Here is a 21,090-nt window from a genome sequence, read left to right as displayed (position 1 = left end):
GGAATCGAACTGGGGTGCGTCGGGACGCTCAGAGCTGGAAGGTTAATTTTGCACTGCATTCTATTCATGCCCTTGCACCTCTTGATTGCCTCAGCTGATTTATGAGAAGAGGGAATTTGAGGTGCTGCGGTCAGGTTTTAATGTCAATCTATAAAAAGTTTATTTGATGTCTATGTACTTCCTTATTTCAAATTGTGTAAGGTCATCTTGAGAGATTAGATAATTGTAAAAGTCGGCGTTATATTTTATTTCGCCCAGCTCAGTTATTGAGATGTTGTCTGTCTGCTTGTCACGTTCCAGCTTATTGACTAAGGCTCCGCTTATTCCCATTTTGACAAATTTAGTGTTTGTTTTTTTGGTGGTTCCGTAGATGTGTAGGTTGTACTCATTTTCAGTTAGAAGACGCAAGTCATAGAGAGCCTTTACATATTCATTCAGTTGATAGGAAACAAAGTCGCTTTCTATCTTTATTTTTACAAGTGCTAAGTTTACCAGTTCTTTATCTGTTTTTTTTGAAAGATCAACATATACGTTGTTTCCGTAAGTTCCATCGTCCCTAGTCTTGGCTATTTCACCGTAAGACGTACCAATAAAAAACTCTTTTCCGCTTTCGTTAGATTTTATGCTGTGGAAAAATTTGACTGTTTCTGCTAGGTGATCTTTAAGATTTAAGCGATGTAGATTTCTTATGAATAGCTTGTAGAAATCGCGAGCTTTTGGGTGCTGAAGACGAAGGAATGCTGCATCTGAAACCTGACTTTCAAGAGACTTGATGAAGTACAAGTAAACTTTATCAATTACGTCGGCGATAGCCCACTCTTCGCTAGAAGGGATCGTGTAGAGTCGCTGTTCAAGTAATTGGAAAACTGATTCTGAATTATGGTAAACAGTAGAAATCCCTGATTCCATAAGTGTATGCTTTACTTTGCTATCCTCAATTCCGTCGTGATTTATCAGAAAGTCTTCTTTATTTTTCAAGTATTCAAATTGACTGATCTTGCGCTCTAGGTGATTTATATCCTCTTGGTCTGAGTTTTCTCGTGCCGCATCTAATGTCTTATGGATTTTGTCTAGATCAAAGCTTAGTAGTAGAGGGTTTTCCACTTTATCCTTGAATGCGCCGTTTTTCAGAAGTCTTATTTTGTTCTCCATTTTTCCACCCTTCCTGTTAAACTGGTCTGAGTTAACAAAGTGTATGGGCGGTAAGAGTCTCTCAAGCGATCGTCTGCTGTCGTCGAATACATCGTTAAGTCTGTTGACTCTGCCGATTAAATTGGTTAGTGACTTCGCATCAAGATCGTAAGTGTTCAAGATGTAAAGGTTGTCAATAGGTAAGTTGACACCCTCAAGAATTACCGAATTTGCAACCATGTATTCTAAATCTTTGATTTTGGAAAATTTGTGCTCCAAGTACTCCTTTATAAGGTCTGGCAGTTTCCCATGTAAATAAATCAATCCCTTTTTTATGTGGTCTACGCAATAAAAATCACTGTGAACGTTGTTTGAAATGATTTCAGATAATTCATTCAGTGTGGCCGAGTTTTTATACTTAAGGCCCTTGTTTAGCAAAATAGAAAGTTCTTCAACCCTCTTGGGGGCCCTAAGATACAAGAAATTCTTGTCCTTTCCCTTACCTATGATGTACTTAACAATGTCCTCCTCAAAGCCAGATTTATAGAATTCATCTAAGAATCTGTTGTATGTATATTGATCCCCATTTGTCCTGAGCTCATATATTTCTGGCTCTTTAATATTGCTTGATATGCGGCGCTCAAAAAAACTTTGGTCTTCATGTATTTTGAGATTGTCTGTGTCAGAGATTAATGGGGATAGATAATAGTTCTTTGAGTTTGGATTCCTTAGGCGATTTCTACGTATCAGCCTAGTCAAAAGTATACTGCGTCCATCCATTTCGAATAGGTTGTGGGCTTCATCAATTACTAGCAGTTCGAAAGAGATGTCGCTATTTTTTAAAAGCCGAAGCGCTCTCTCTTGGGTAAAGATCGCGATAAACTCCCCTTCACCGCCGTACATTTCATCATGAAATATAACGTGACGTTGCGGAAAGTTTTCTTTGATTAATTTGTATGTTTGAATGAGTAGCGACTTGGTCGGTACGATGACTGCAACAGTCTTGGGGTTCCTTGATTTTATGATTTCTGTGATTAATGTGCTTTTTCCAAACGAGGTGGGCGCTATATAGCAGTTTTCTTTGCTGTCACTACTAATTATTTGTTCTCGATATTTTTTTTGCTCATAGGTTTCAGTGATGTCATTTCTAATGAATTTGTCTAACTGGTATTCTAAAGTGAAATTTGTACTCGTTGAATTGTCGGTTAACTTGTTTTTTGATATGTACTTTGCTACTGGGTAGATGCCAAAGTTTGAGCTTGCGTCTAATAGTGGTTGGTAATAATCATTGTTTATGGCACATTTCAAAGTTATGTAATACGCTATTTCGAAATAGGTAGATCTTCGTTTGTCACCGTTGTATTCGTCGAAAAATACAATTGCACAGCTTAAGATGAACTCCAGCTCTCTATCGTCTAGCTCGATGTTGAGTGAGGTTTTTCTCATGACCTCCGAGAAGAGTTCATTGGCCTTTAGCCAAGTTAGGCTGATGGGCATATTACTTCTCCAGATACTGTATAAAGCTACTAAGGCTCGACTTTGTTAAGCACATGGCTTTTGTGGTCTTTCCGTCGAATTTCAACACAAAGCTATTGTCGCTTAGGATTTCATGGCTTATCTTTGCTTCCCATGAGTTATTTAGGAATATCGTTGAGCATGTTATTATGTTGAACTCATTTATTTTGTTAAATGTGCCCTTGTCAAACATGTCTTGAAGGGCTTTTATTTTCTTTCTTATGGATTTTTCTGTCCCTACGTCTGCATGGGATGCGTGATTGTAGGCGTTTTTCCATGGGTTGTTTTTGCCTTTATCACTTTTCCCAGAAACATATTTTGCCAAGTCAGAATATGCATGCTTCAACTTATCCTTATGGCTTATTTGTTTGGTGTTGATAGAGCCGGATTTACTTTCAAGCAGGTAGGTTTCGGAGTCCTTAGAGAAAAATCCATCAAAACCTTTTTTTATTGAACCCTCTTCTAGATTGAAAAATAGGAACTCTTGCTTGTATCCAACGGTTCTCAAATATAGGTGCGCGAAAAGTTCGGCAGTGGCTCCCATGCGAGTATTTTCGTCTTTATCCGCAAGGAACTGCTTTAACCTTATTTTTACTAGTTCTAGTTCGCTGTCAGAGCTTCCCTCACATATTGATACCAGGAATTCATCTAGGTATTTTGTGATTTTGGCATCTAGCAACTTTATGTCAATGACATGAAGTTCGTGCTGTGGCGATATTGGCTTTATTTCGACTGGAAGCATTTCAATAGCCCAGAATTTTTAGCTAAGTTAGATAGTGGGCACGACAAGTCTTAGGTCATTTCGCAGAACCTCGCCTGTGTAGTACTTCCAGATATATCTTAAGCGAGATAAAGCGGGGGGCTGTAGCTCCGTTAGCCGATCTTTCAGATTACCGGGTTTAGCGAGAGTCGATCCTGAGACGATAGGTTTAGCGTCTTTAGCCGGACGAGAAAATGCACAAACGGAAAAATCAAGTATAGGTAGCCCTATAAGTGGGTCACGATCGAGGGGGAGATCCATTTCTTCACCTTCTCAAAAATTCTTAACCACCTGCATAGTACCAAAAAACAGGCAGGTGGCACTATGGCATTGCGATGCGTTAGGTGCATTATCTTGCAATGACCGAAGAAAATTTTTGAAATTAGGTGGTTAAGGATTGATGGTTTATAGAGGGTGTTTCATATGTAGTTAAAAGTTGTAGCTTTTATTTTTAATGGTAGTGCAGTGTTGGCAGATATAATTTTATCGGGCTAAATATGCTTGGGGGTCAGACTCAGATGAATCTCTTGTGGCATTAAATTTGGTAAAAAACCTCAAAGCACATTGTTGCAGAAAAAAAAGCCCGACACTAAGGTCGGGCTTTTTTTTGGGGGGGCGATTTAGGATCATTTCGATGTGAATGCTGAGTGATCAATCGACTTTTTTCTTAGCTTGCCTCGCTCTTTGCCTATCATGTACTAGGCGCGCCGCGTAGCCTGCGTACTTACGTGTAACTAAGTTTTTACGTGCCTGGAATAATCCGCGGAAATGTTTTTCGAAGTCACGCTCAAATGTCTTAGGGCTTACGACCAAATCATGCGTCGCATCAGCGAGATATCCAATAAGCGAATATTTGATACGAAGTGATAAGGCATTTTCGTTGTTTATCAGCTTATATTTCTCCTGCTCGACAGCCGTGTTGTCGCTGTTGAGCGGGTAGAACCACTGACCGTGTGCTAACTTGTTTCGTATCTCAATGATGATACGTAGCTCTTTCTCAAGGACATCGTGCAGCGCATGTCGTCTAGCCGCGTGGGCAACACCAATATTGTCAGCGTTAAGTTCAGCTTTAGGCTTATTATGGTGTTTGCGAAATGCTAGATCGATTGTATTTGTCCATCGATCAAGCTGAGTCGAGAAAGACTCAATGCGTTGTCGCTCAGAATCTGTGAAGCCAAACTCTTCATTTAAGAGTTTGTTTAGCCTAGTTTCAGCCCACGACCCAATTAAAAATGCATGGAGACGATTGAGCGTCCTTAGACTTCGCTGAGGATCACTGGAGGCGATAGCTGCTGTTGTTAAGCGAGCTACCTGTGAAATCGCTATTTCAAGTTCTTTGAGGTTAGCGACATGGTATTTGTAGATTTTTGAAGGGTTTCTAGTCATAAATTAGATATCCACCGCCAAAGATCACTCTCAGAATGATCTTTGGCGGTGAGGAATCGAACCTCACAATACTCTTCCGAGGAAGCGTGTTACCTTTACACCATCGCCCGCCCAGAATGATAATGATCTTTCAAGGCTTGTCAAACATTTTCAAATGTCATGGTGTAGTCCGTGAACAGAGTGTATTCATTTGGTTGGCTAGCTTAGAGGTTATCACTCAAATGAGTGCAGTTTTCGTGCATGCTGGGGCCTTGAAAATCGCGTGACCAATCAATCCATCATGCGGCGTGCATCGACTCTCGAGCGGACGCCGCCCTCAGCAACTGAAAACCCATGACTTCTTTAACCTACGAACGAGTAGCCTCGCAGTCAGCACGTAGTAATATCGAGTTTCCAGACTGTAATTGCTCAGGTTATGCTCAAGAAACCAAGCCAAGTGTTTTCTCCTCCAAGTCCAAGGCGTCTCTCGCTTCCATCGCTCGGCGATGGTGGATCGGATAATACTCGCTTGCCGCAGATGGCGTTGCCGCGTCGCAAGTGACCCGGTCAGCACGCCAGCCAAGAACAGCTCCATATCGAATGGCTTACTCATGACTGCCTTCCGATGTACGCGGCGATCACATCGATTCGACCATGCCCCAGTTCATAGCTGATTTGCCTTCGGGCTTGACGATCAAGTTGCCGATCTATTTGGTAACATTGGCCCCCGTTGATAGGCGCAGGGTGTTGGGTGATTTGCTCATAGCGTTCACATGCGTACGCCGCTCGTAACTCATGGAAGCCCTTGAGGTTGTGTGCATGCAGGATGTCCCGCGCCGGGCGGATGCTTTCTTGCAGAAGAATCAGGTAGCTTTCGTGTGAGGCAATCAGGTTGCGGCTACTTACAGGCGACACTTGCCGTGCAAACCCAAGTGCGTCTTGAACATGGTGGTCCACGGCAATCCATCGTGGCGCTGAGGCGCCAGCTCGGCCGCCTTTGGTACCATCCTGGATGTTAATCCTGCCCAGGTCGTTAGCCTCACGGCTTAGGCGTTGCAGGTCAGCCAAGATGGCCTCACGCAAGCGCATGCCGGTGGCTCTTGCCAACAGGACTATTGCGGCGGCCCGTAGCTGATGCTGGCTGCAAAGCACATCGACAATCTGCTTAACCTGTTTGCGGTCTTGACCCTGCGGCGCTGAGTCTCGAACTCCGCTGCGCTGCATACCCAACGCCTTGCTCGGGCTGGGCAATTTCACGTACTGATCACCGCGAAGCGCCGCCATGGTCCTGTTAACGCTGGATAGCCGGTTCTGTGCGGTGCTGATAGCCAGTTCACCACGCCCAATAACGTCGCGCAGATAAGCTGCATAGTCGGCCAACACCCTTCGATCAATCTGCCGCGCATCATTGATACCGGGCCCCTGTTCGGAGCGGCACCACCTCACGAATGCCAGCCACCGATCACTGTGCGCCTTGACCGTGCCGTAGTGGCCACCGCCGAACATGTCTTTCAGCGCTTGCGGCCCTGCATAGCTCAATTGCCTGCCGTAGCCAAAATTACGGCCATCGCGTCTACCCACCAATGCCATGTCGATCACCTCATCGTCCGCTCTCCGATCCTCGCCCCACGTCATCCCGCCAAGAATGTTGAGTGTTATCAGGGATCAAGGCCCCTGCGACCTGTGGGGAATGTCCTCTACGCGGGACTGGCGGCTCCTTACGACCGGGAGCAAGGGCATCTCATGATCTGGCCTCCTGAGCACCGTTACCGGTGGGCGGGTAGAGGCTGCATTGGCTGACGAGACCAGTGCCGCGAGATCCTGAGTCGGGTGAACACAGCGATGCGATGACCGGGGCATGCCTGACTGTCAGTCAGGTGCAGTCCATTCCTAGGTCTGCGGCACCATCATCTACAGCGCTGTTGCTGCTGACTTCGGCGTTTGTCACGCCGATTGTCACGAGTGGAGTTGCCGCAAAGCCAAGTGCGATGAGGGCTGCAGCAGTGTTAGAAGCGCCCGTCTCTTTCCAGGAGAAAGAGACGGGCGCAGGTTGGCGCAAGATTCGGCCAAGCGGATAGGTTGCTGCAGGGCAGCGAAGTAGGAGGTGTTGTCTGGCGCACGAGGGCCATGATCTGAAGTTGGCATCCATCACCGGGGAGGTGACCGGGCGAGCTGCCGGATGCGAATCGCCATTTGGGGGGGGAGAACCACCGCGAGAACGGCGTGACCTTCAAGGTTCGGATCACCTGGGTTGCTGTCATCGACAGCGCTTGCACGGCCAGTTCTACGCCTGTAGATAAACCCGGTCAAGGACCGAAATTCAGTGCTCTTGAGGATGTGAAAAGCGGTTATCCATCGGTGGAAATCCGTGGTAAATCCTGGACAACGTCGTGGCTTTTAGCTCTTCAAAGTGAGGTCCATCCAAACAGGGCGGCTTTGCAGCCCTGTTTGGATGGACCCGCGCTGACAAGCGGATAAAGGAGGCTGCTTGCCCTGAATCTTGAGCACTCTGTTGCTGTCGTCGCCGTTATTGCGCCTGTACAGCGCTAGCGAATCGGCACTACGTTCTTGTCTCTGACTTGGCCGTATGCTGAGGCGAGCAGGCTGCCGGTGGCGGCTTTCTGGATGTACTCACTCCACCAGGCCATCATCGGACGACGGCGCTCTATGTAGTCGGCTCGGTTGTAGGCGCTACGCACCTCATCCTTATCGACGTGCGCCAGTGCGACCTCAATGAGTTCCGGGTCCCACCCATGCTCATTCAAAATGGTGCTGGCCATCGAGCGCATGCCGTGGCTGACTAACCGATCCTGGAACCCCATGCGTTTCAACGCCATGTTGGCAGTTTGGCTATTGGCGTGGGTGCGCGGATTTCTGTCTGCCGGGAAGACGTATTCGCGATGGCCGCTGTGAGTCTTCAGTGACTCCAGCAACGCGACAGCGTGATCACTCAAAGGAATGCTGTGTGGGCGGCGCTTCTTCATCCGCTCCGCAGGGATAGTCCAAACGCGCCTTTCAAAGTCGATGTCTGCCCAGCGAGTAGTCGCCGCCTCGGCGGGGCGAGTCATCGTGTGCAATTGCCATTCGATCAGGCAGCGGGTCGTGCGTTTGATGCTGGCGTTCGCGATCTCCATCATGAGCTCGGGAAGCTCTTCGGGCGGAAGCGCAGCCATGTTCTCTTTTTTGGGTTTCTTGAATACTGCTCTGATGCCGGTGAGCGGGTTGGCGAAGATCAGGCCGGAATTTACGCCGTAGGTCATGATCTCGTTTAGTCGCTGGCTAAGGCGCTTCACCGTCTCCAAGCTGCCTTTCGCTTCGATTGGACGAAGCAATCCGATCACCATCGGCGCGGTGATTTTCGTCAGTGGTGTCGTCTTCAAATTGGGGAACACGTGCAGTGTGAGCGACCGCCAGATGTCCTCGGCGTAGGCCGGGGTGACCGAGTCTTTCTTGAGCTCGAACCAGGCGGTGGCCACGTTCTCGAAGGTGTGTTCCGTTTCTGCGCGTTTGGCTTCATTCAACGTATTGCGCTGTACCTTCGGATCGATCCCTTGGGCGAGCAGCTCGCGTGCATCGACTGCCATCTTTCGTGCGTTGGCCAGTGACAGTTCAGGATAGGTCCCGAAGCCGATGTTGATGCGCTTCTTGGTCACCGGTTCGCGGTAGTTGAAATTCCACAGCAACGAGCCGTTGCTGCGTACGCGGAGCTGTAAACCGTCACCGTCTGTAAGGACGTAATCCTTGGACGCGGGTTTGACTCCCTTGAGCTGTCGATCGGAGAGGCGGAGGTTTTGAGCAGGCATGAGATTGTCCTCAAGCACTGATTCGGTATTCCAAAGATTAGCACCGGGTGAGCTGGAATACCGCCTGGAATACCCGAATGGCTGGAACTCCAAAACTCTCAAAGGACCGCAAAGGCGCTGGAAGCCGCGTATTTACTGGATCGCAGGCACAAAAAAAGACGTCCGTGGACGTCTTTGATTGATCATTTGGTGGAGCCGGGGGGATTTGAACCCCCGTCCGCCAGTACTCCGCTGTCGGTACTACATGCTTAGCCGTGTCTACTGATTTAATCCGCAGCCGCCCGACGGGCAGGGTGCTTTGGATGAGTTGTGTAAGTTTTAGTCACTTCGCCCACAACGTGCTACGCGACGATCCTGTTCTGTATGACAATCATTTCGGGTTTACAGGCATCCCCTAGTGATTGCTGGAGCCGAAGCTACCAGAAGCAAAGGTCACTTACGCTGCGAGAGCGTAGGATTCCTCGCCGTAGGTTTCGTCATTGGCAACTATAGAAGTTGCAACAGTGGATTTACGAGTTCTGTTACCAACTCGGCATGCACCTAGAGTTTCGCTACCGGCGTCGAATCCTAATCGGCCCCGCACTAGCTCTTGGCTAACGCACCTTACGGCGCGTAGGACGGAGTATACGCCATTGCGCGGGCGACGTCGACAGCCGGTCCAGTCGCCCGCTTTTGGGCTCACGCGCCGCCGCTGCTACTGCCGCTGCCTTTCTCGGTTTTTTCCAGGCGCTCCAGGACTTTGCTGGTAATGGCAATGCATTCCTTGGTATCGCCCGAGGCCTGAGCGGCCTTGGCTTTGTCGACGTGCTCGGTGATGGCTTTGTCCAGGCCTTCGGCGGTGGCGCCGGCGGTGGCCATGCTGTCGTCGATCTTTTGCAGGTTGGCGGCGCAGAGGTCATCGGCGGCGAACACCGGCGAAGCCAGCAGGGTGGCGGCCGCGAACAGGGCCGAAAGTGCGGTACCTTTCATGGGTGTCTCCTCTGGGGCCTCTGGAAGGTGGGCCTGTAAGGTGGACTGCGGGGGATTGGCGGGGGTTCCATCGGGATGGTGGCGGGGCGATATTGAGGTGGGGGATGGCACCGGCGTTGCCGGTGTTCGCGGGTGAACCCGCGGATACGGCGGGCTGTGTATAACCACCGATGTGTGGGCACCACCAATCGGTGTAGGGGCGGGTTTACCCGCGAATGCGGTGGTGGCTGCGACGGTGGACGGCGGGTGGAGATTGGCCAGCAGGGCCGGCCTCTTCGCGGGTAAACCCGCTCCTACGGGGGGGCTGTGTACAACCACCGATGTGTGTCCACCTCCAATCTGCGTAGGAGCGGGTTTACCCGCGAATGCGGTGGTGGCTGCGACGGTGGACAGCGGGTGGGGATTGGCCAGCAGGGCCGGCCTCTTCGCGGGTAAACCCGCTCCTACACAGCGCTCCCCACCTATATCAACGCGTTAGAGACTGCGTGGCCGGGTGACGCGGTCTACCAGGTACACCAGGCCGTGGTAGTCGATGCCGCTGTGGCTCGACAGGCCTATCTCGCAGGTGCGGCTGGTGGAAATACCTTCGCTGCAATACTGCACGGCGTCCTTCAGGCTGCGCAGCGAGTGGGCGTTCAGCTCGGGGGTGGTAAAGCCTTTGTCACCGGCAAACCCGCAGCAGTGAATGCCTTCCGGTATCACCACCTGTTTGCTGCAACGCCGCGCCAGGTCGATCAAGGCCTGGCTTTCGCCCAGGTGCTGGGTGCTGCAGGTTACGTGCACGGCTACCGGTTCGTCCTGGGGGGTGAACTCCAGTCGGTCAAGCAGGTGGGTGCGGATGAAGCGCACGGGGTCGTACAGGTCCAGCCGGGTGTCGCCCAGGTCCTGCACCAGGCGCAGGGTGCAGGGGCTTGTGTCGCAATAGATCGGGTCGAGGCCGCCGCGGCTGGCGTGCAGCAGGGCGGTGATCAGCTCCTGGCGTTTGTGTTCGGCCTGCTCGGGGTAGCCCTTGGAGGCGAACGGTTGGCCGCAGCACAGGCTGTCGGCGTTGTCGGGGAACACCACCTGGTAACCGGCCTTTTCCAGCAGGGCGCGGGTTTTGTCCAGCAGCGAGCTTTGTTCGCGGTCGGCATAGGCCGGGCCCATTACCCGGGAGACGCAGGCGGCCAGGTACACCACGCGGGGGCGGGCGTCGTTGCTGGTCGCGCCGAAGGCCAGCGGGCGCAGCGGTTGCGGCATGGCCGGGGTCCATTGGGGCAGGCGGCCTTTGCTGGCTTTGCTCAGCGAGGCGCTCAGGCGGCCCAGGCGCGGGGCGCCTAGCAGCTTGCGTGCGGTGTTGGCGGCGGTCAGGGTCAGGCGCGCACCGCTTAGGGCAGTGTGGAAATGCTCGGCTAGCCAATCGGCGGTTTTAGCGTGGTCGGCGGCCTGGCTGCGCAGTTTCTTCACCAGCTCGCCGGTGTTGATGCCGACCGGGCAGCGCTGGGCACAAAGGCCGGTAGCGGCGCAGGTGTCGATGCCCTGGTACTGGTAGCTTTGCATCAGTTCACGGGTATCGATGCCGGCGCGCTGCTTGGCCTGGATGTCGCGCCACATGACGATGCGCTGGCGCGGGCTGAGGGTCAGGCCCTTGGACGGGCACACCGGTTCGCAGAAGCCGCACTCGATGCACTTGTCGACGATTTCGTCGGCAGCAGGCAGCGGCTTGAGGTTTTTCAGGTGGATATCCGGGTCTTCGCTCAACACCACGTCGGGGTTGAGGATGCCGTTGGGGTCGAGCAGGCGCTTGAGCTTCCACATCAGCTGGTAGGCGTCGTGCCCCCATTCCAGCTCCACGAAGGGCGCCATGTTGCGCCCGGTACCGTGTTCGGCCTTGAGCGAGCCACCAAACTCCACCGCCACCAGCTGCGCCACGTCGTCCATGAACGCCTGGTAACGGGCGACTTCTTCGGCGCTGTTGAAACCTTGGGTAAAGACGAAGTGCAGGTTGCCTTCCAGCGCGTGGCCGAAAATGATCGCTTCGTCATAGTGATGCTTGTCGAACAGCTGGATCAGGCGGTTGACGCCTTCGGCCAGTTGCTCGACGGGGAAGGTCACGTCTTCGATGATGACCGTGGTGCCGGTCTGGCGCACGGCACCGACGGCGGGGAAGGTGTCCTTGCGGATTTTCCACAGCTGGTTGTACACGGCCGGGTCTTCGCTGAAGTCCACCTGTTGTTCCAGCGGGAAGTCGGCGATCGAGGCCATGATCTGCTGCAGTTGCTCGTGCAGCAGGCTCTGGCTGGCGGCGCGGGATTCGATCAGCAGGGCGCAGGCATTGTCCGACAGGCCTTTAACCCACAGCGGCATGCCGGGCATGTTCTGCACCGAGCGCAGGCTGCGGCGGTCGAGCAGTTCCACGGCAGAAACCGGCTGCTGCTTGAGCACGGGTACCGCGCGGCAGCAGCTTTCGACGCTGGGGAACACCAGCAGGGCGCTGGCCTTGTGCGGGTGGTCGGGCACGGTGTCGTACGTGACGGCGCTGATGAAGCCCAGCGTGCCTTCCGAGCCGACCAGCAGGTGCTGCAGGATGTCCAGCGGCTGGTCGTAGTCCACCAGTGCGTTCAGTGACAGGCCGGTGGTGTTCTTCAGCCGGTATTTGTGCCGGATGCGTTCGGCCAGCGCGGTGTTGGCGCGGGTTTCGCGGCCCAGGCGGGCCAGTGCTTCCAGCAGCTCGGCGTGGCTGCTTTCGAAGGCGGCGACGCTGGCCGGGTCTTCGCTGTCCAGGCGGGTGCCGTCGGCCAGCACCAGGCGCAGGCCCGCCAGGGTGTGGTAGGTGTTCTGCGCGGTGCCGCAGCACATGCCACTGGCGTTGTTGGCGACGATGCCGCCGATCTTGCAGGCGTTGATCGAGGCCGGGTCGGGGCCGATCTTGCGCCCGAAGGGGGCCAGCCAGGCGTTGGCCTGGGCGCCGATCACGCCGGGTTGCAGGCGAATCTGCTCACCCTGGCGACGGATTTCGCGGCCGTTCCAGTTATCGCCGAGCACGATCAGCACCGAGTCGCTGATGGCCTGGCCAGACAGGCTGGTGCCGGCAGCGCGGAAGGTGACCGGCACCCGCTCGCGCTGGGCCAGTTTGATCAGGCCGACCACTTCGTCCTCGGACTCGACGCGCACCACCAGCTTGGGGATCAAGCGGTAGAAGCTGGCGTCAGTGCCGAAGGCCAGGGTGGAGGTGGGGTCGTCGAAGCGGCGTTCGGCGGGGATCAGGCGCTCGGCATCACGCAGGAACGCGGCGGGCAGGCTCATGCAGTCTCCTCGCGGGGCTGTGGCGTCTGTGCGCTACATGCCCCGGGTCATTCAGGCGGTGGTTCTTGCAGGCGTTCAGGCGCCCAGTTCGCGTACCAGCGAGTCGCGGGTGATCTCGCTGATCGACTTGGCACCGGTCAGCACCATGGCCACGCGCATTTCCTTTTCGAACAGCTCAAGCAGGTTTTTCACGCCGGCCTGGCCATGCACGGCAAGGGCATAGAGGAAGGCGCGGCCGATCAGGACGGTGTCGGCACCCAGGGCGATCATGCGCACCACGTCCAGGCCACTGCGAATGCCCGAGTCGGCCAGAATCTTCAGGTCGCCTTTGACCGCGTCGGCAATGGCCGGCAGGGCACGGGCGCTGGACAGCACGCCATCGAGCTGGCGGCCGCCGTGGTTGGACACCACGATACCGTCGGCACCGAACTTGACCGCATCGCGGGCGTCATCGGCATCGAGAATGCCTTTGATGATCATCGGGCCGTCCCAGAACTCGCGGATCCACTCCAGGTCTTTCCAGGAAATGGACGGGTCGAAGTTGTTGCCCAGCCAGCCGATGTAGTCGGCAAGGCCGGTGGGGTTGCCACGGTATTTGGAGATGTTGCCCAGGTCATGCGGGCGGCCCATCACGCCCACGTCCCATGCCCACTCGGGGTGGGTCATGGCTTGCAGCACGCGGCGCAGCGGGCCGTTCTTGCCGCTCATGCCAGAGTGGGCGTCGCGGTAGCGGGCACCGGGTACGGGCATGTCCACGGTGAACACCAGGGTCTTCACGCCAGCGGCCTTGGCCCGCTCCAGGGCATTACGCATGAAGCCGCGGTCCTTGAGCACATACAGCTGGAACCACATTGGCCGGTTGATGGCGGGCGCCACTTCTTCGATCGGGCACACCGACACGGTCGACATCGTGAACGGAATGCCGTGGGCGGCTGCCGCGCGTGCGGCCTGCACTTCGCCACGGCGGGCGTACATGCCGGTGAGGCCGACCGGGGCCAGGGCCACCGGCATGCTCAGGGTTTCGTCGAACAGCTTGGTTTCCAGGCTGAGCTCGGACATGTTGTTCAGCACGCGCTGGCGCAGGGCGATACTGGCCAGGTCCGAGACGTTGTGGCGCAGGGTGTGCTCGGCGTAGGCGCCGCCGTCAGCGTAGTGGAACAGGAAGGGGGGCAGCTTGCGTTGGGCCGCGGCGCGATAGTCGGTAGAGGCAGAAATGATCATGGATTCTCGCAGCGTTGCTTGTGGGAGTGCCGGGCGCGCGACGGCGCCCGGCCCCTTTCACTTTAGTGATGAACCAGCATGCCGGTCAGCCAGTAAGCCTGGATCAGGGTGATCAGGCCAACGATGGTGGCGAAGAACAGGCTGTGCTTGACGGTGAAGCGGAACAGGTCGGATTCCTTGCCGACCAGGCCGGTAGCGGCGCAGGCCACGGCGATCGATTGCGGCGAGATCATCTTGCCGGTTACGCCGCCGCTGGTGTTGGCTGCCACCAGCAGGGTGTCGTTGACCCCGATCTGGTGCGCGGTGGTGGCCTGCAGCGAGCTGAACAGGGCGTTGGACGAGGTGTCCGAGCCGGTCAGGAACACGCCCAGCCAGCCGAGGAACGGCGAGAAGAACGGGAACGCGGCGCCGGTACCGGCCAGCACCAGGGCCATGGTCGAGGACATGCCCGAGTAGTTGGTGACGAAGGCAAAAGCCAACACCATGCCGATCGACAGAATTGGCCAGCGCAGTTCCCAGAAGGTTTCTTTGAAAGTGGTAAGACCAGTTTTGAAGTTGATCTTCAGCACCGCCATCGAGATCAGCGCCGAGAGGAAGATCGCGGTGCCGGTGGCGGAGATCGGGTCCAGCTTGAACACCGCTGGCATGGCGGTCGGCGCGGCAACGATCGGTGCGGTCTTGATCACCAGCTGGTCGAGGTGCGGGATGGCGAAGTTGAACACGAAGTCGTACATCGCGCCGCCCGGAGCGAAAGCCGCCTTGAACGGCTTCAGGGTCCAGATGGTGACCAGCACGGTGAGGATCAGGAACGGCGACCAGGCCTTGAAGATCTCGCCAAAGCTGTACGGGCTAGGCTGGCTGCCGCTTGGCTGCACAACGGCTGCGCCGACACTGCCTTTGGCCTCGCTGAACGCACGCTTGGGCTGCCAGACTTTCAGGAACAGGGTAAGGCAGATCAGGCTGGCCAGTGCCGAGGTGATGTCTGGCAGTTCCGGGCCGATGAAGTTCGAGGTGAAGTACTGGGTGACGGCAAAGCTCAGGCCAGCGACCAGGGCGGCAGGCCAGGTTTCCTTCACGCCACGCAGGCCGTCCATCATGAACACCAGCCAGAACGGCACGAACAGCGACAGCAGCGGCAGCTGGCGGCCGGTCATGGCGCCGATGTGGAAGGCGTCGATACCGGTGACCTGGCCGGCCACGATGATCGGGATGCCCAAGGCGCCGAAGGCCACTGGCGCGGTGTTGGCGATCAGGCACAGGCCGGCAGCGTACAGCGGGTTGAAGCCCAGGCCCACCAGCAGGGCGGCAGTGATGGCCACCGGTGCGCCAAAGCCTGCCGCACCTTCGAGGAAGGCGCCGAAGCAGAAGCCGATCAGCAGCACTTGCAGGCGCTGGTCGTCGGTAATCGACAGCACCGAGCTGCGGATCACTTCGAACTGGCCGCTCTTGACCGTGAGTTTGTACAGGAACACCGCGGCAACGATGATCCAGGCAATTGGCCAGAGGCCATAGAGGAAGCCGTAACCTGCGGCGGCGAGGGCCATGTCGACAGGCATCTGGAAGGCGAAGATCGCCACCAGGATCGACAGCGCGAGGGTGATGCTGCCCGCTACGTGGCCCTTGAGGCGGAACACGGCGAGGGCCAGGAAGAAGAACACGATAGGGATGACCGCCGCCAGTGCGGACAGGCCAAGACTACCAAGCGGGCTATAGAGTTGTTGCCAGGTTTGCATATGGGGTGGCCCCTAATTGTTGTTGGTCAGGCACTGGCATTGGATAATTGGTAAGACCAATTTACAATGGCTGGACGCTAGGTTAAAAGCGCTGCCGTGGGTGTGTCAATTTGTCCCGTGCAAAACTTTGGTCGCGTGCCGATGAGCGGGCGTCTGATGTGCTCGGAAAATCGCGGCTTGATGGGTGTTTGCGTGGCCTGGATCGGCGAGAATAGGCACCCCCTGAAATTTGCCGGGGGTTTGTGGAGAGCATGTGATGGTTTTTGATCAGGTACGCCAACGGCGCCTGTCCGACGACATTGTCGATCGGCTGGAAGGGATGATTCTGGAAGGCACGCTGACCTCGGGGCAGCGGCTGCCGGCCGAGCGCGTCCTGGCCGAGCAGTTTGGTGTGTCCCGCCCGTCACTGCGTGAGGCGATCCAGAAGCTGGTGGCCAAGGGGCTGCTGGTCAGCCGTCAGGGCGGGGGCAATTTTGTGGCGGAGTCGTTGGGGTCCACCTTCAGCGACCCGTTGCTGCAGTTGCTCGAGCACAGTGCCGAAGCGCAGCGTGACCTGCTCGAGTTCCGCCATACCCTGGAGGCGTCCTGCGCCTATTACGCTGCCCAGCGTGCCACCGAGCCGGACCGGGCACGGTTGAAGGCGGCCTTCGATACGCTGCAGGACTGCTATGCCAGGTTCGATGAGGTGACCCGTGCGGAAGAGGGCGCGGCTGATGCGCGCTTCCACCTGGCGATCGCCGAGGCCAGCCATAACGCGGTGTTGCTGCACACCATCCGGGGGCTGTTCGACCTGCTCAAGCGTAACGTGGTGACCAACATCGGCGGCATGTACCAGCAGCGCACCGAAACCCGGGACATGCTGATCAGCCAGCACCGGGAACTGTACCTGGCGATTGTCGAGGGCAGGGCGGAAGATGCGCGAGAGGTGTCCAGCCGGCACATTTTGTATGTGCAGGAGGTGCTGCATGAGGCGCACGAAGAAGCGCAGCGGGTGGCACGGGCGGAGCGGCGCAGCGGGCGCTGAGACTTTTAAAGGCAGTACCGGCCTCTTCGCGGGCAAGCCCGCTCCCACAGGATAGGCGCCGGGCTTGAATCTGGTGCCATTCCTGTGGGGCGTGCGTGCCCGCGAAGAGGCCGGAACAGGTTGAAGAGTAGTTACTCTTCCTTGCCCTTGTTCCGCACAGCCCGCTGCAGCTCGCGGTTGGAATCGCGTTCGCGCATGGTGTCGCGCTTGTCGAATTCCTTCTTGCCCTTGCCCAGTGCGATTTCGCACTTGATCAGGTGCTTGCTCCAGTACAGCGCCAAAGCCACACAGGTGTAGCCTTTTTGCGCCACAGCCGCTTCCACGCGCTCGAGCTCGCGCTTGTTCAGCAGCAGCTTGCGGGTGCGTGTAGGGTCGGCGATGACGTGGGTGCTGGCCGTGGTCAGCGGGGTGATGTGGCTGCCGAACAGCCAGGCCTCACCGTCCTTGAGCAGCACGTAGCTGTCAGTCAGGTGCGCCTTGCCGGCTCGCAGGCTTTTTACTTCCCAGCCGGACAGGACCAGCCCGGCCTCGAACTTGTGTTCGATGAAGTAATCGTGTCGCGCTTTCTTGTTTTGCGCGATGGTCCCGGTCGGATGTTTTTTTTGCTTAGCCATAGGGGCGGCATTATAGGCAAGTCCGCGCGTCGTCCGCTATGGGATTTCGGTGTGCTTGAGCCACTGGAATGAATACCGGACAATACAAACCCTGTCATACGCACAGAACCTGTTTTCGGCACGCTGCGAAGCGCCGCCACCCAGCCTTGGAAGTGACGCCTGGATGACTACCCATATTCAACGCTCCGCCCTGCTGCCATACCCCGCCCAGGCGCTTTACGATCTGGTCAACGATGTGGCCAGCTACCCTGAGTTTTTGCCGTGGTGCTCGGCCTCGACGGTGATCGAAACCAGCGACACACACATGCGTGCCAAGCTCGAAGTGGCCAAGGGGGGCATGAGCCAGCACTTCGTGACGCGTAACGTGCTGGTGCCGGGGCAGTCCATCGAGATGAACCTCGAAGAAGGGCCATTCACCCAGTTGCATGGTGTTTGGGTGTTCAAGCCGCTGGGTGAAAAAGCCTGCAAGATCAGCCTGGACCTGTCCTTCGATTACGCCGGGCCGATTGTGCGCGCCACGTTGGGCCCGCTATTCAATCAGGCGGCGAATACGCTGGTCGATGCGTTCTGCCAGCGTGCCAAGCAATTGAATGCCTGACGTATAAGGCGCAAACAAAAAGCCCGGACCAAGTCCGGGCTTTTTGCATCTGCTGTTCCCGCTTAGCGAGTTTCCAGCGGTGCCGGGGTCGGGACCGGGGTGGTCTCGATGGTGTCGATCTCGCGCTGGATGGACTCTTCGGTCGAACCAGGCTTGGCCGGTTTTTCTACAGGTTGCGCTGCCGGCTGTTCGGCCTGGCCTGGCTCGGTGGCCGGGCTGACGGTGGTGTCGCTGCTGCCACCGAGGATTTCCTGATCGCGGCTGACGCCTGGCATGAAGTCGCCAGACAGGCTGACCAGTTGATCGCTTTCGTTGAAAAATACACTCATGCGTTCTTGCTGGCGCTTACCGCCACCAGGCTGCAGGCTGTACAGGTAATCCCAACGATTGGTGTTGAAAGTGTCCTGAATCAGCGGGTTGCCCATGATAAACCTTACTTGCCGGCGGGTCATTCCCGGGCGTAATTGGTCTATCATGTCTTGCGTGACGACATTGCCCTGCTGGATGTCGATTTTGTAAACCCCGGGAAACGAGCAACCGGCGAGTGCGAGCAGTCCCACTAGGGTGAGGCTGGTTAGCAAGAGCTTGGTGTTTTGCATCGGTGGGCGACTTCCACTATCTTGGCTGGACAACGTAAACCCCGATCATACCCGTATTAAGAGAAGCTGCGAAGCAGCATCGGCGAGAAAGCTGACCATGGTTGAAAATAGCGAATTGCGCAAAGCCGGCCTCAAGGTGACCCTGCCTCGAGTCAAGATCCTTCAGATGCTCGACTCTACCGAGCAGCGTCACATGAGTGCAGAGGATGTCTACAAGGCGCTGATGGAGGCTGGCGAGGATGTAGGCCTGGCCACCGTCTATCGCGTGCTGACCCAGTTCGAGGCGGCGGGTCTGGTGGTTCGCCACAACTTCGACGGCGGTCATGCAGTGTTCGAGCTGGCTGATGGCGGTCACCACGACCACATGGTGAACGTGGATACCAGTGAAGTCATCGAATTCATGGACGCCGAAATCGAGAAGCGCCAGCGCGAAATCGTGGCCGAGCATGGCTTCGAGCTGGTGGACCACAATCTGGTCCTGTACGTGCGTAAGAAGAAGTAACGATTTTTCGTTATGGATAGCAAAGGCGACCTTCGGGTCGCCTTTGTGCTTTCTGGGGCTGAAAGATGTGTTGTCCGTGCCGGCCTCTTCGCGGGCGCGCCCGCTCCCACAGGTACACCTCAGGTTTCAGATCCTGTGATCACCCTGTGGGAGCGGGCGTGCCCGCGAATCGTCCTGGAAAAGCAAGGCTCAGGCCTTGCCGCTCACTACCATCTTGCGTGCATGGGCCAGGGACTCCTTGGTCAGGTCGATCCCGCCGAGCATCCGCGCCACTTCTTCCACGCGCTCACGCTTGCCAAGGCTGGCCACGGCGGTGTGGGTGGTGTCGCTGTTGCGCACCTTGTGCACGAACAAATGGTGATGCCCCTGCGCCGCCACCTGCGGCAGGTGGGTCACAGTCAGTACCTGGCCGCGCTCGCCCAGGCGCCGCAGCAGTTGGCCGACGATTTCTGCCGTTGGCCCGCCAATACCCACGTCGACTTCGTCGAACACCAGGGTAGGAATGCGCGAGGTCTGCGCGGTAATGACCTGGATCGCCAGGCTGATACGTGACAGTTCACCGCCCGACGCCACCTTCGCCAGGCCCTTGAGCGGCTGGCCAGGGTTGGCGCTGACCAGCAGTTCGATCTGCTCCAGGCCATGGGGTGACAGTTCGGCGCTTTCGTTCGCTGTCAGTTCGATGCAGAAGCGCCCGCCAGGCATGCCCAGGCGCTGGATTTCCTGCTCCACCGCGCCCGCCAGCTGCTGCGCCGCTTGCTGGCGCAGGCCGCTGAGTTCACGCGCCTTCTCTTTATAGTGCTGGGCGTAGGCGGCAAGCTCTTCGCCCAGCCGCTCGATCGACTCGTCACTGGCGTTAAGGCCTTCCAGCTCCTCCATCAGTTGCTGTTGCAGGTGGGGCAGCTCGGTGGGGTGCACCCGGTGTTTGCGCGCCAGGGTGTAGATGGTGTCCAGGCGCTCTTCCAGGGCTTGCAGGCGCATCGGGTCGGCGTCGAAATTGTCGAGGAAGCGGTTGAGTTCGCCCACGGCTTCCTCGACCTGAATCTGCGCGCTGGCGATCAGGTTGGCTGCTTCGTTCAGTGCCTTGGGCGAGTTGGTGGCGGCACCCAGGCGGTTGAGGCTGGAGGTGAGGGCGCTGAGCACATTGCCCGAATCACTCTCGCTGCACTGGTCGATGACCTGGCGGCAGATGCCGAACAGGGCTTCGGCGCTGGTCAGGTTCTTGTGTTCCTGCTCCAGCTGCTCCAGTTCGTGCTCGCCCAGGCCGAGGTTGTCCAGTTCTTCCAACTGGTAACTGAGCAACTGGTGGCGGGCGCGCTGCTCGTCGCCCGAGTTGGACAGGCGCTCCAGCTCCAGGCGGGTCTGGTTCCAGCGCTTGGCTGCAAGCTGTACCTGGCGGGCCAGGTCGACGGCGCCGGCATACTCGTCAAGCAGGCGGCGGTGGGTGTCGGTCTTGAGCAGGGACTGGTGCTCGTGCTGGCTGTGGATATCGATCAGCAGTTCGCCCAGCGCCTTGAGGTCGCCGAGCGGGCAGGGCGTGCCGTTGATGTAGCCGCGGCTGCGGCCTTCGGCGGTAATCACCCGGCGCAGGATGCACAGGCCTTCGTTGTCCAGGTCGCGCTCGGCCAGCCAGGTGTGGGCTTCGGGAATGTCCACCAGGTCGAAGGTGGCCAGGATGTCCGCCTTGTCGGTGCCGGGGCGCACCACGCCGCTGTCGGCACGGTCGCCCAGGGCAAGGCCGAGGGCGTCGAGCATGATCGATTTGCCGGCACCGGTCTCGCCGGTGATGACGGACATGCCACGGGCGATTTCGAGGTCGAGGTGCTCGACGATGGCGTAGTTGTGAATGGACAGGTGCACCAGCATGGGGGCGGCTCCCGGAAATCAGGTCTGGTTATTTATACAGTACTTTTTTCAGGCCTGCCAATGCCCCTTCGCAGATTCTGTTGCAGCCTTGAAAACCACCTTGCCCCT

General features: G+C 56.6%; 16 protein-coding genes, 1 tRNA gene and 1 other RNA gene. 3 read left to right on the top strand and 15 right to left on the bottom strand.

Annotation, left to right across the window (positions count from 1 at the left end; genetic code table 11):
- Positions 1-159: 159 nt before the first annotated feature.
- The 12 genes from ACK59Z_RS13205 to ACK59Z_RS13150 form a co-directional block, all read right to left on the bottom strand.
- Positions 160-2,628, bottom strand: a complete 2,469-nt coding sequence (locus ACK59Z_RS13205; protein ID WP_409293164.1) for a DEAD/DEAH box helicase — start codon at positions 2,626-2,628, stop codon at positions 160-162.
- Position 2,629: 1 nt separating this feature from the next.
- Complete coding sequence (locus tag ACK59Z_RS13200) at positions 2,630-3,388, bottom strand: hypothetical protein (RefSeq protein ID WP_409293162.1); 759 nt, start codon at positions 3,386-3,388, stop codon at positions 2,630-2,632.
- A 669-nt stretch (positions 3,389-4,057) separates the two neighbouring features.
- Positions 4,058-4,792 carry a hypothetical protein gene (locus ACK59Z_RS13195; RefSeq protein WP_409293160.1) on the bottom strand — a complete coding sequence of 245 codons (735 nt, stop codon included), beginning with the start codon at positions 4,790-4,792 and terminating at the stop codon, positions 4,058-4,060.
- A 42-nt stretch (positions 4,793-4,834) separates the two neighbouring features.
- Positions 4,835-4,902, bottom strand: a tRNA-OTHER gene (locus tag ACK59Z_RS13190).
- A 206-nt stretch (positions 4,903-5,108) separates the two neighbouring features.
- Complete coding sequence (locus ACK59Z_RS13185; RefSeq protein WP_409293158.1) at positions 5,109-5,384, bottom strand: hypothetical protein; 276 nt, start codon at positions 5,382-5,384, stop codon at positions 5,109-5,111.
- Positions 5,381-6,361, bottom strand: coding sequence for an integrase domain-containing protein (locus tag ACK59Z_RS13180; RefSeq protein ID WP_409293183.1), 981 nt, complete (start codon positions 6,359-6,361; stop codon positions 5,381-5,383). The genes ACK59Z_RS13185 and ACK59Z_RS13180 overlap by 4 nt, the downstream gene beginning before the upstream one ends.
- A 956-nt stretch (positions 6,362-7,317) precedes the next feature.
- A complete protein-coding gene (locus ACK59Z_RS13175) occupies positions 7,318-8,574 on the bottom strand; it encodes an integrase domain-containing protein (protein WP_409293156.1) in 1,257 nt (418 codons plus the stop codon).
- A gap of 187 nt (positions 8,575-8,761) precedes the next feature.
- Positions 8,762-9,153, bottom strand: a transfer-messenger RNA (tmRNA) gene (gene ssrA, locus ACK59Z_RS13170).
- A 99-nt stretch (positions 9,154-9,252) separates the two neighbouring features.
- The gene (locus ACK59Z_RS13165) at positions 9,253-9,543 is read right to left on the bottom strand and encodes a hypothetical protein (RefSeq protein ID WP_409293154.1); all 291 of its coding nucleotides are present in this window, start codon (positions 9,541-9,543) and stop codon (positions 9,253-9,255) included.
- Between the two features lie 474 nt (positions 9,544-10,017).
- Complete coding sequence (locus ACK59Z_RS13160; protein WP_409293152.1) at positions 10,018-12,828, bottom strand: FAD-binding and (Fe-S)-binding domain-containing protein; 2,811 nt, start codon at positions 12,826-12,828, stop codon at positions 10,018-10,020.
- Positions 12,829-12,903: 75 nt separating this feature from the next.
- A complete protein-coding gene (lldD, locus tag ACK59Z_RS13155) occupies positions 12,904-14,049 on the bottom strand; it encodes an FMN-dependent L-lactate dehydrogenase LldD (RefSeq protein ID WP_014754483.1) in 1,146 nt (381 codons plus the stop codon).
- A 62-nt stretch (positions 14,050-14,111) separates the two neighbouring features.
- Positions 14,112-15,782 (bottom strand): lactate permease LctP family transporter, encoded by a 1,671-nt coding sequence (locus ACK59Z_RS13150; protein WP_409293150.1) that lies wholly within the window; start codon positions 15,780-15,782, stop codon positions 14,112-14,114.
- Between the two features lie 256 nt (positions 15,783-16,038).
- Between ACK59Z_RS13150 and ACK59Z_RS13145 the strand changes: the two genes are divergently transcribed.
- Positions 16,039-16,806, top strand: a complete 768-nt coding sequence (locus tag ACK59Z_RS13145; RefSeq protein WP_256819584.1) for an FCD domain-containing protein — start codon at positions 16,039-16,041, stop codon at positions 16,804-16,806.
- A gap of 131 nt (positions 16,807-16,937) precedes the next feature.
- Here the strand turns inward: ACK59Z_RS13145 and smpB are convergent, their stop codons facing one another.
- Entirely contained in the window at positions 16,938-17,420 is a 483-nt protein-coding gene (gene smpB / locus ACK59Z_RS13140) for an SsrA-binding protein SmpB (protein ID WP_003249914.1), read from the bottom strand.
- A 163-nt stretch (positions 17,421-17,583) separates the two neighbouring features.
- Between smpB and ACK59Z_RS13135 the strand changes: the two genes are divergently transcribed.
- Positions 17,584-18,018, top strand: coding sequence for a type II toxin-antitoxin system RatA family toxin (locus tag ACK59Z_RS13135; RefSeq protein WP_003249916.1), 435 nt, complete (start codon positions 17,584-17,586; stop codon positions 18,016-18,018).
- 62 nt (positions 18,019-18,080) lie between these two features.
- On the opposite strand, the gene ACK59Z_RS13130 is transcribed toward ACK59Z_RS13135, so the two are convergent.
- Positions 18,081-18,617: an outer membrane protein assembly factor BamE gene (locus ACK59Z_RS13130; RefSeq protein WP_003249918.1), complete on the bottom strand. Its 537-nt coding sequence runs from the start codon at positions 18,615-18,617 to the stop codon at positions 18,081-18,083.
- Between the two features lie 97 nt (positions 18,618-18,714).
- On the opposite strand from ACK59Z_RS13130, the gene fur reads away from it, so the two are divergent.
- Positions 18,715-19,119: a ferric iron uptake transcriptional regulator gene (gene fur / locus ACK59Z_RS13125; RefSeq protein ID WP_003249922.1), complete on the top strand. Its 405-nt coding sequence runs from the start codon at positions 18,715-18,717 to the stop codon at positions 19,117-19,119.
- Between the two features lie 189 nt (positions 19,120-19,308).
- Here the strand turns inward: fur and recN are convergent, their stop codons facing one another.
- Entirely contained in the window at positions 19,309-20,982 is a 1,674-nt protein-coding gene (recN, locus tag ACK59Z_RS13120) for a DNA repair protein RecN (protein ID WP_341783410.1), read from the bottom strand.
- Between the last annotated feature and the right edge of the window lie 108 nt (positions 20,983-21,090).

Origin of the sequence: Pseudomonas sp. KCJK9058 (assembly GCF_046230975.1) — a bacterium.
Classification (GTDB): domain Bacteria; phylum Pseudomonadota; class Gammaproteobacteria; order Pseudomonadales; family Pseudomonadaceae; genus Aquipseudomonas; species Aquipseudomonas alloputida.
Note: the sequence above shows the minus strand (reverse complement) of the source record. Positions and strands in the feature narration are given on the sequence as shown.

Coding starts and splice junctions, on each gene's coding strand:
- ACK59Z_RS13205 (WP_409293164.1), bottom strand. CDS start 2,628: ATGCCCATCAGCCTAACTTGGCTAAAGGCCAATGAACTCTTCTCGGAG.
- ACK59Z_RS13200 (WP_409293162.1), bottom strand. CDS start 3,388: ATGCTTCCAGTCGAAATAAAGCCAATATCGCCACAGCACGAACTTCAT.
- ACK59Z_RS13195 (WP_409293160.1), bottom strand. CDS start 4,792: ATGACTAGAAACCCTTCAAAAATCTACAAATACCATGTCGCTAACCTC.
- ACK59Z_RS13185 (WP_409293158.1), bottom strand. CDS start 5,384: ATGAGTAAGCCATTCGATATGGAGCTGTTCTTGGCTGGCGTGCTGACC.
- ACK59Z_RS13180 (WP_409293183.1), bottom strand. CDS start 6,361: ATGGCATTGGTGGGTAGACGCGATGGCCGTAATTTTGGCTACGGCAGG.
- ACK59Z_RS13175 (WP_409293156.1), bottom strand. CDS start 8,574: ATGCCTGCTCAAAACCTCCGCCTCTCCGATCGACAGCTCAAGGGAGTC.
- ACK59Z_RS13165 (WP_409293154.1), bottom strand. CDS start 9,543: ATGAAAGGTACCGCACTTTCGGCCCTGTTCGCGGCCGCCACCCTGCTG.
- ACK59Z_RS13160 (WP_409293152.1), bottom strand. CDS start 12,828: ATGAGCCTGCCCGCCGCGTTCCTGCGTGATGCCGAGCGCCTGATCCCC.
- lldD (WP_014754483.1), bottom strand. CDS start 14,049: ATGATCATTTCTGCCTCTACCGACTATCGCGCCGCGGCCCAACGCAAG.
- ACK59Z_RS13150 (WP_409293150.1), bottom strand. CDS start 15,782: ATGCAAACCTGGCAACAACTCTATAGCCCGCTTGGTAGTCTTGGCCTG.
- ACK59Z_RS13145 (WP_256819584.1), top strand. CDS start 16,039: ATGGTTTTTGATCAGGTACGCCAACGGCGCCTGTCCGACGACATTGTC.
- smpB (WP_003249914.1), bottom strand. CDS start 17,420: ATGGCTAAGCAAAAAAAACATCCGACCGGGACCATCGCGCAAAACAAG.
- ACK59Z_RS13135 (WP_003249916.1), top strand. CDS start 17,584: ATGACTACCCATATTCAACGCTCCGCCCTGCTGCCATACCCCGCCCAG.
- ACK59Z_RS13130 (WP_003249918.1), bottom strand. CDS start 18,617: ATGCAAAACACCAAGCTCTTGCTAACCAGCCTCACCCTAGTGGGACTG.
- fur (WP_003249922.1), top strand. CDS start 18,715: ATGGTTGAAAATAGCGAATTGCGCAAAGCCGGCCTCAAGGTGACCCTG.
- recN (WP_341783410.1), bottom strand. CDS start 20,982: ATGCTGGTGCACCTGTCCATTCACAACTACGCCATCGTCGAGCACCTC.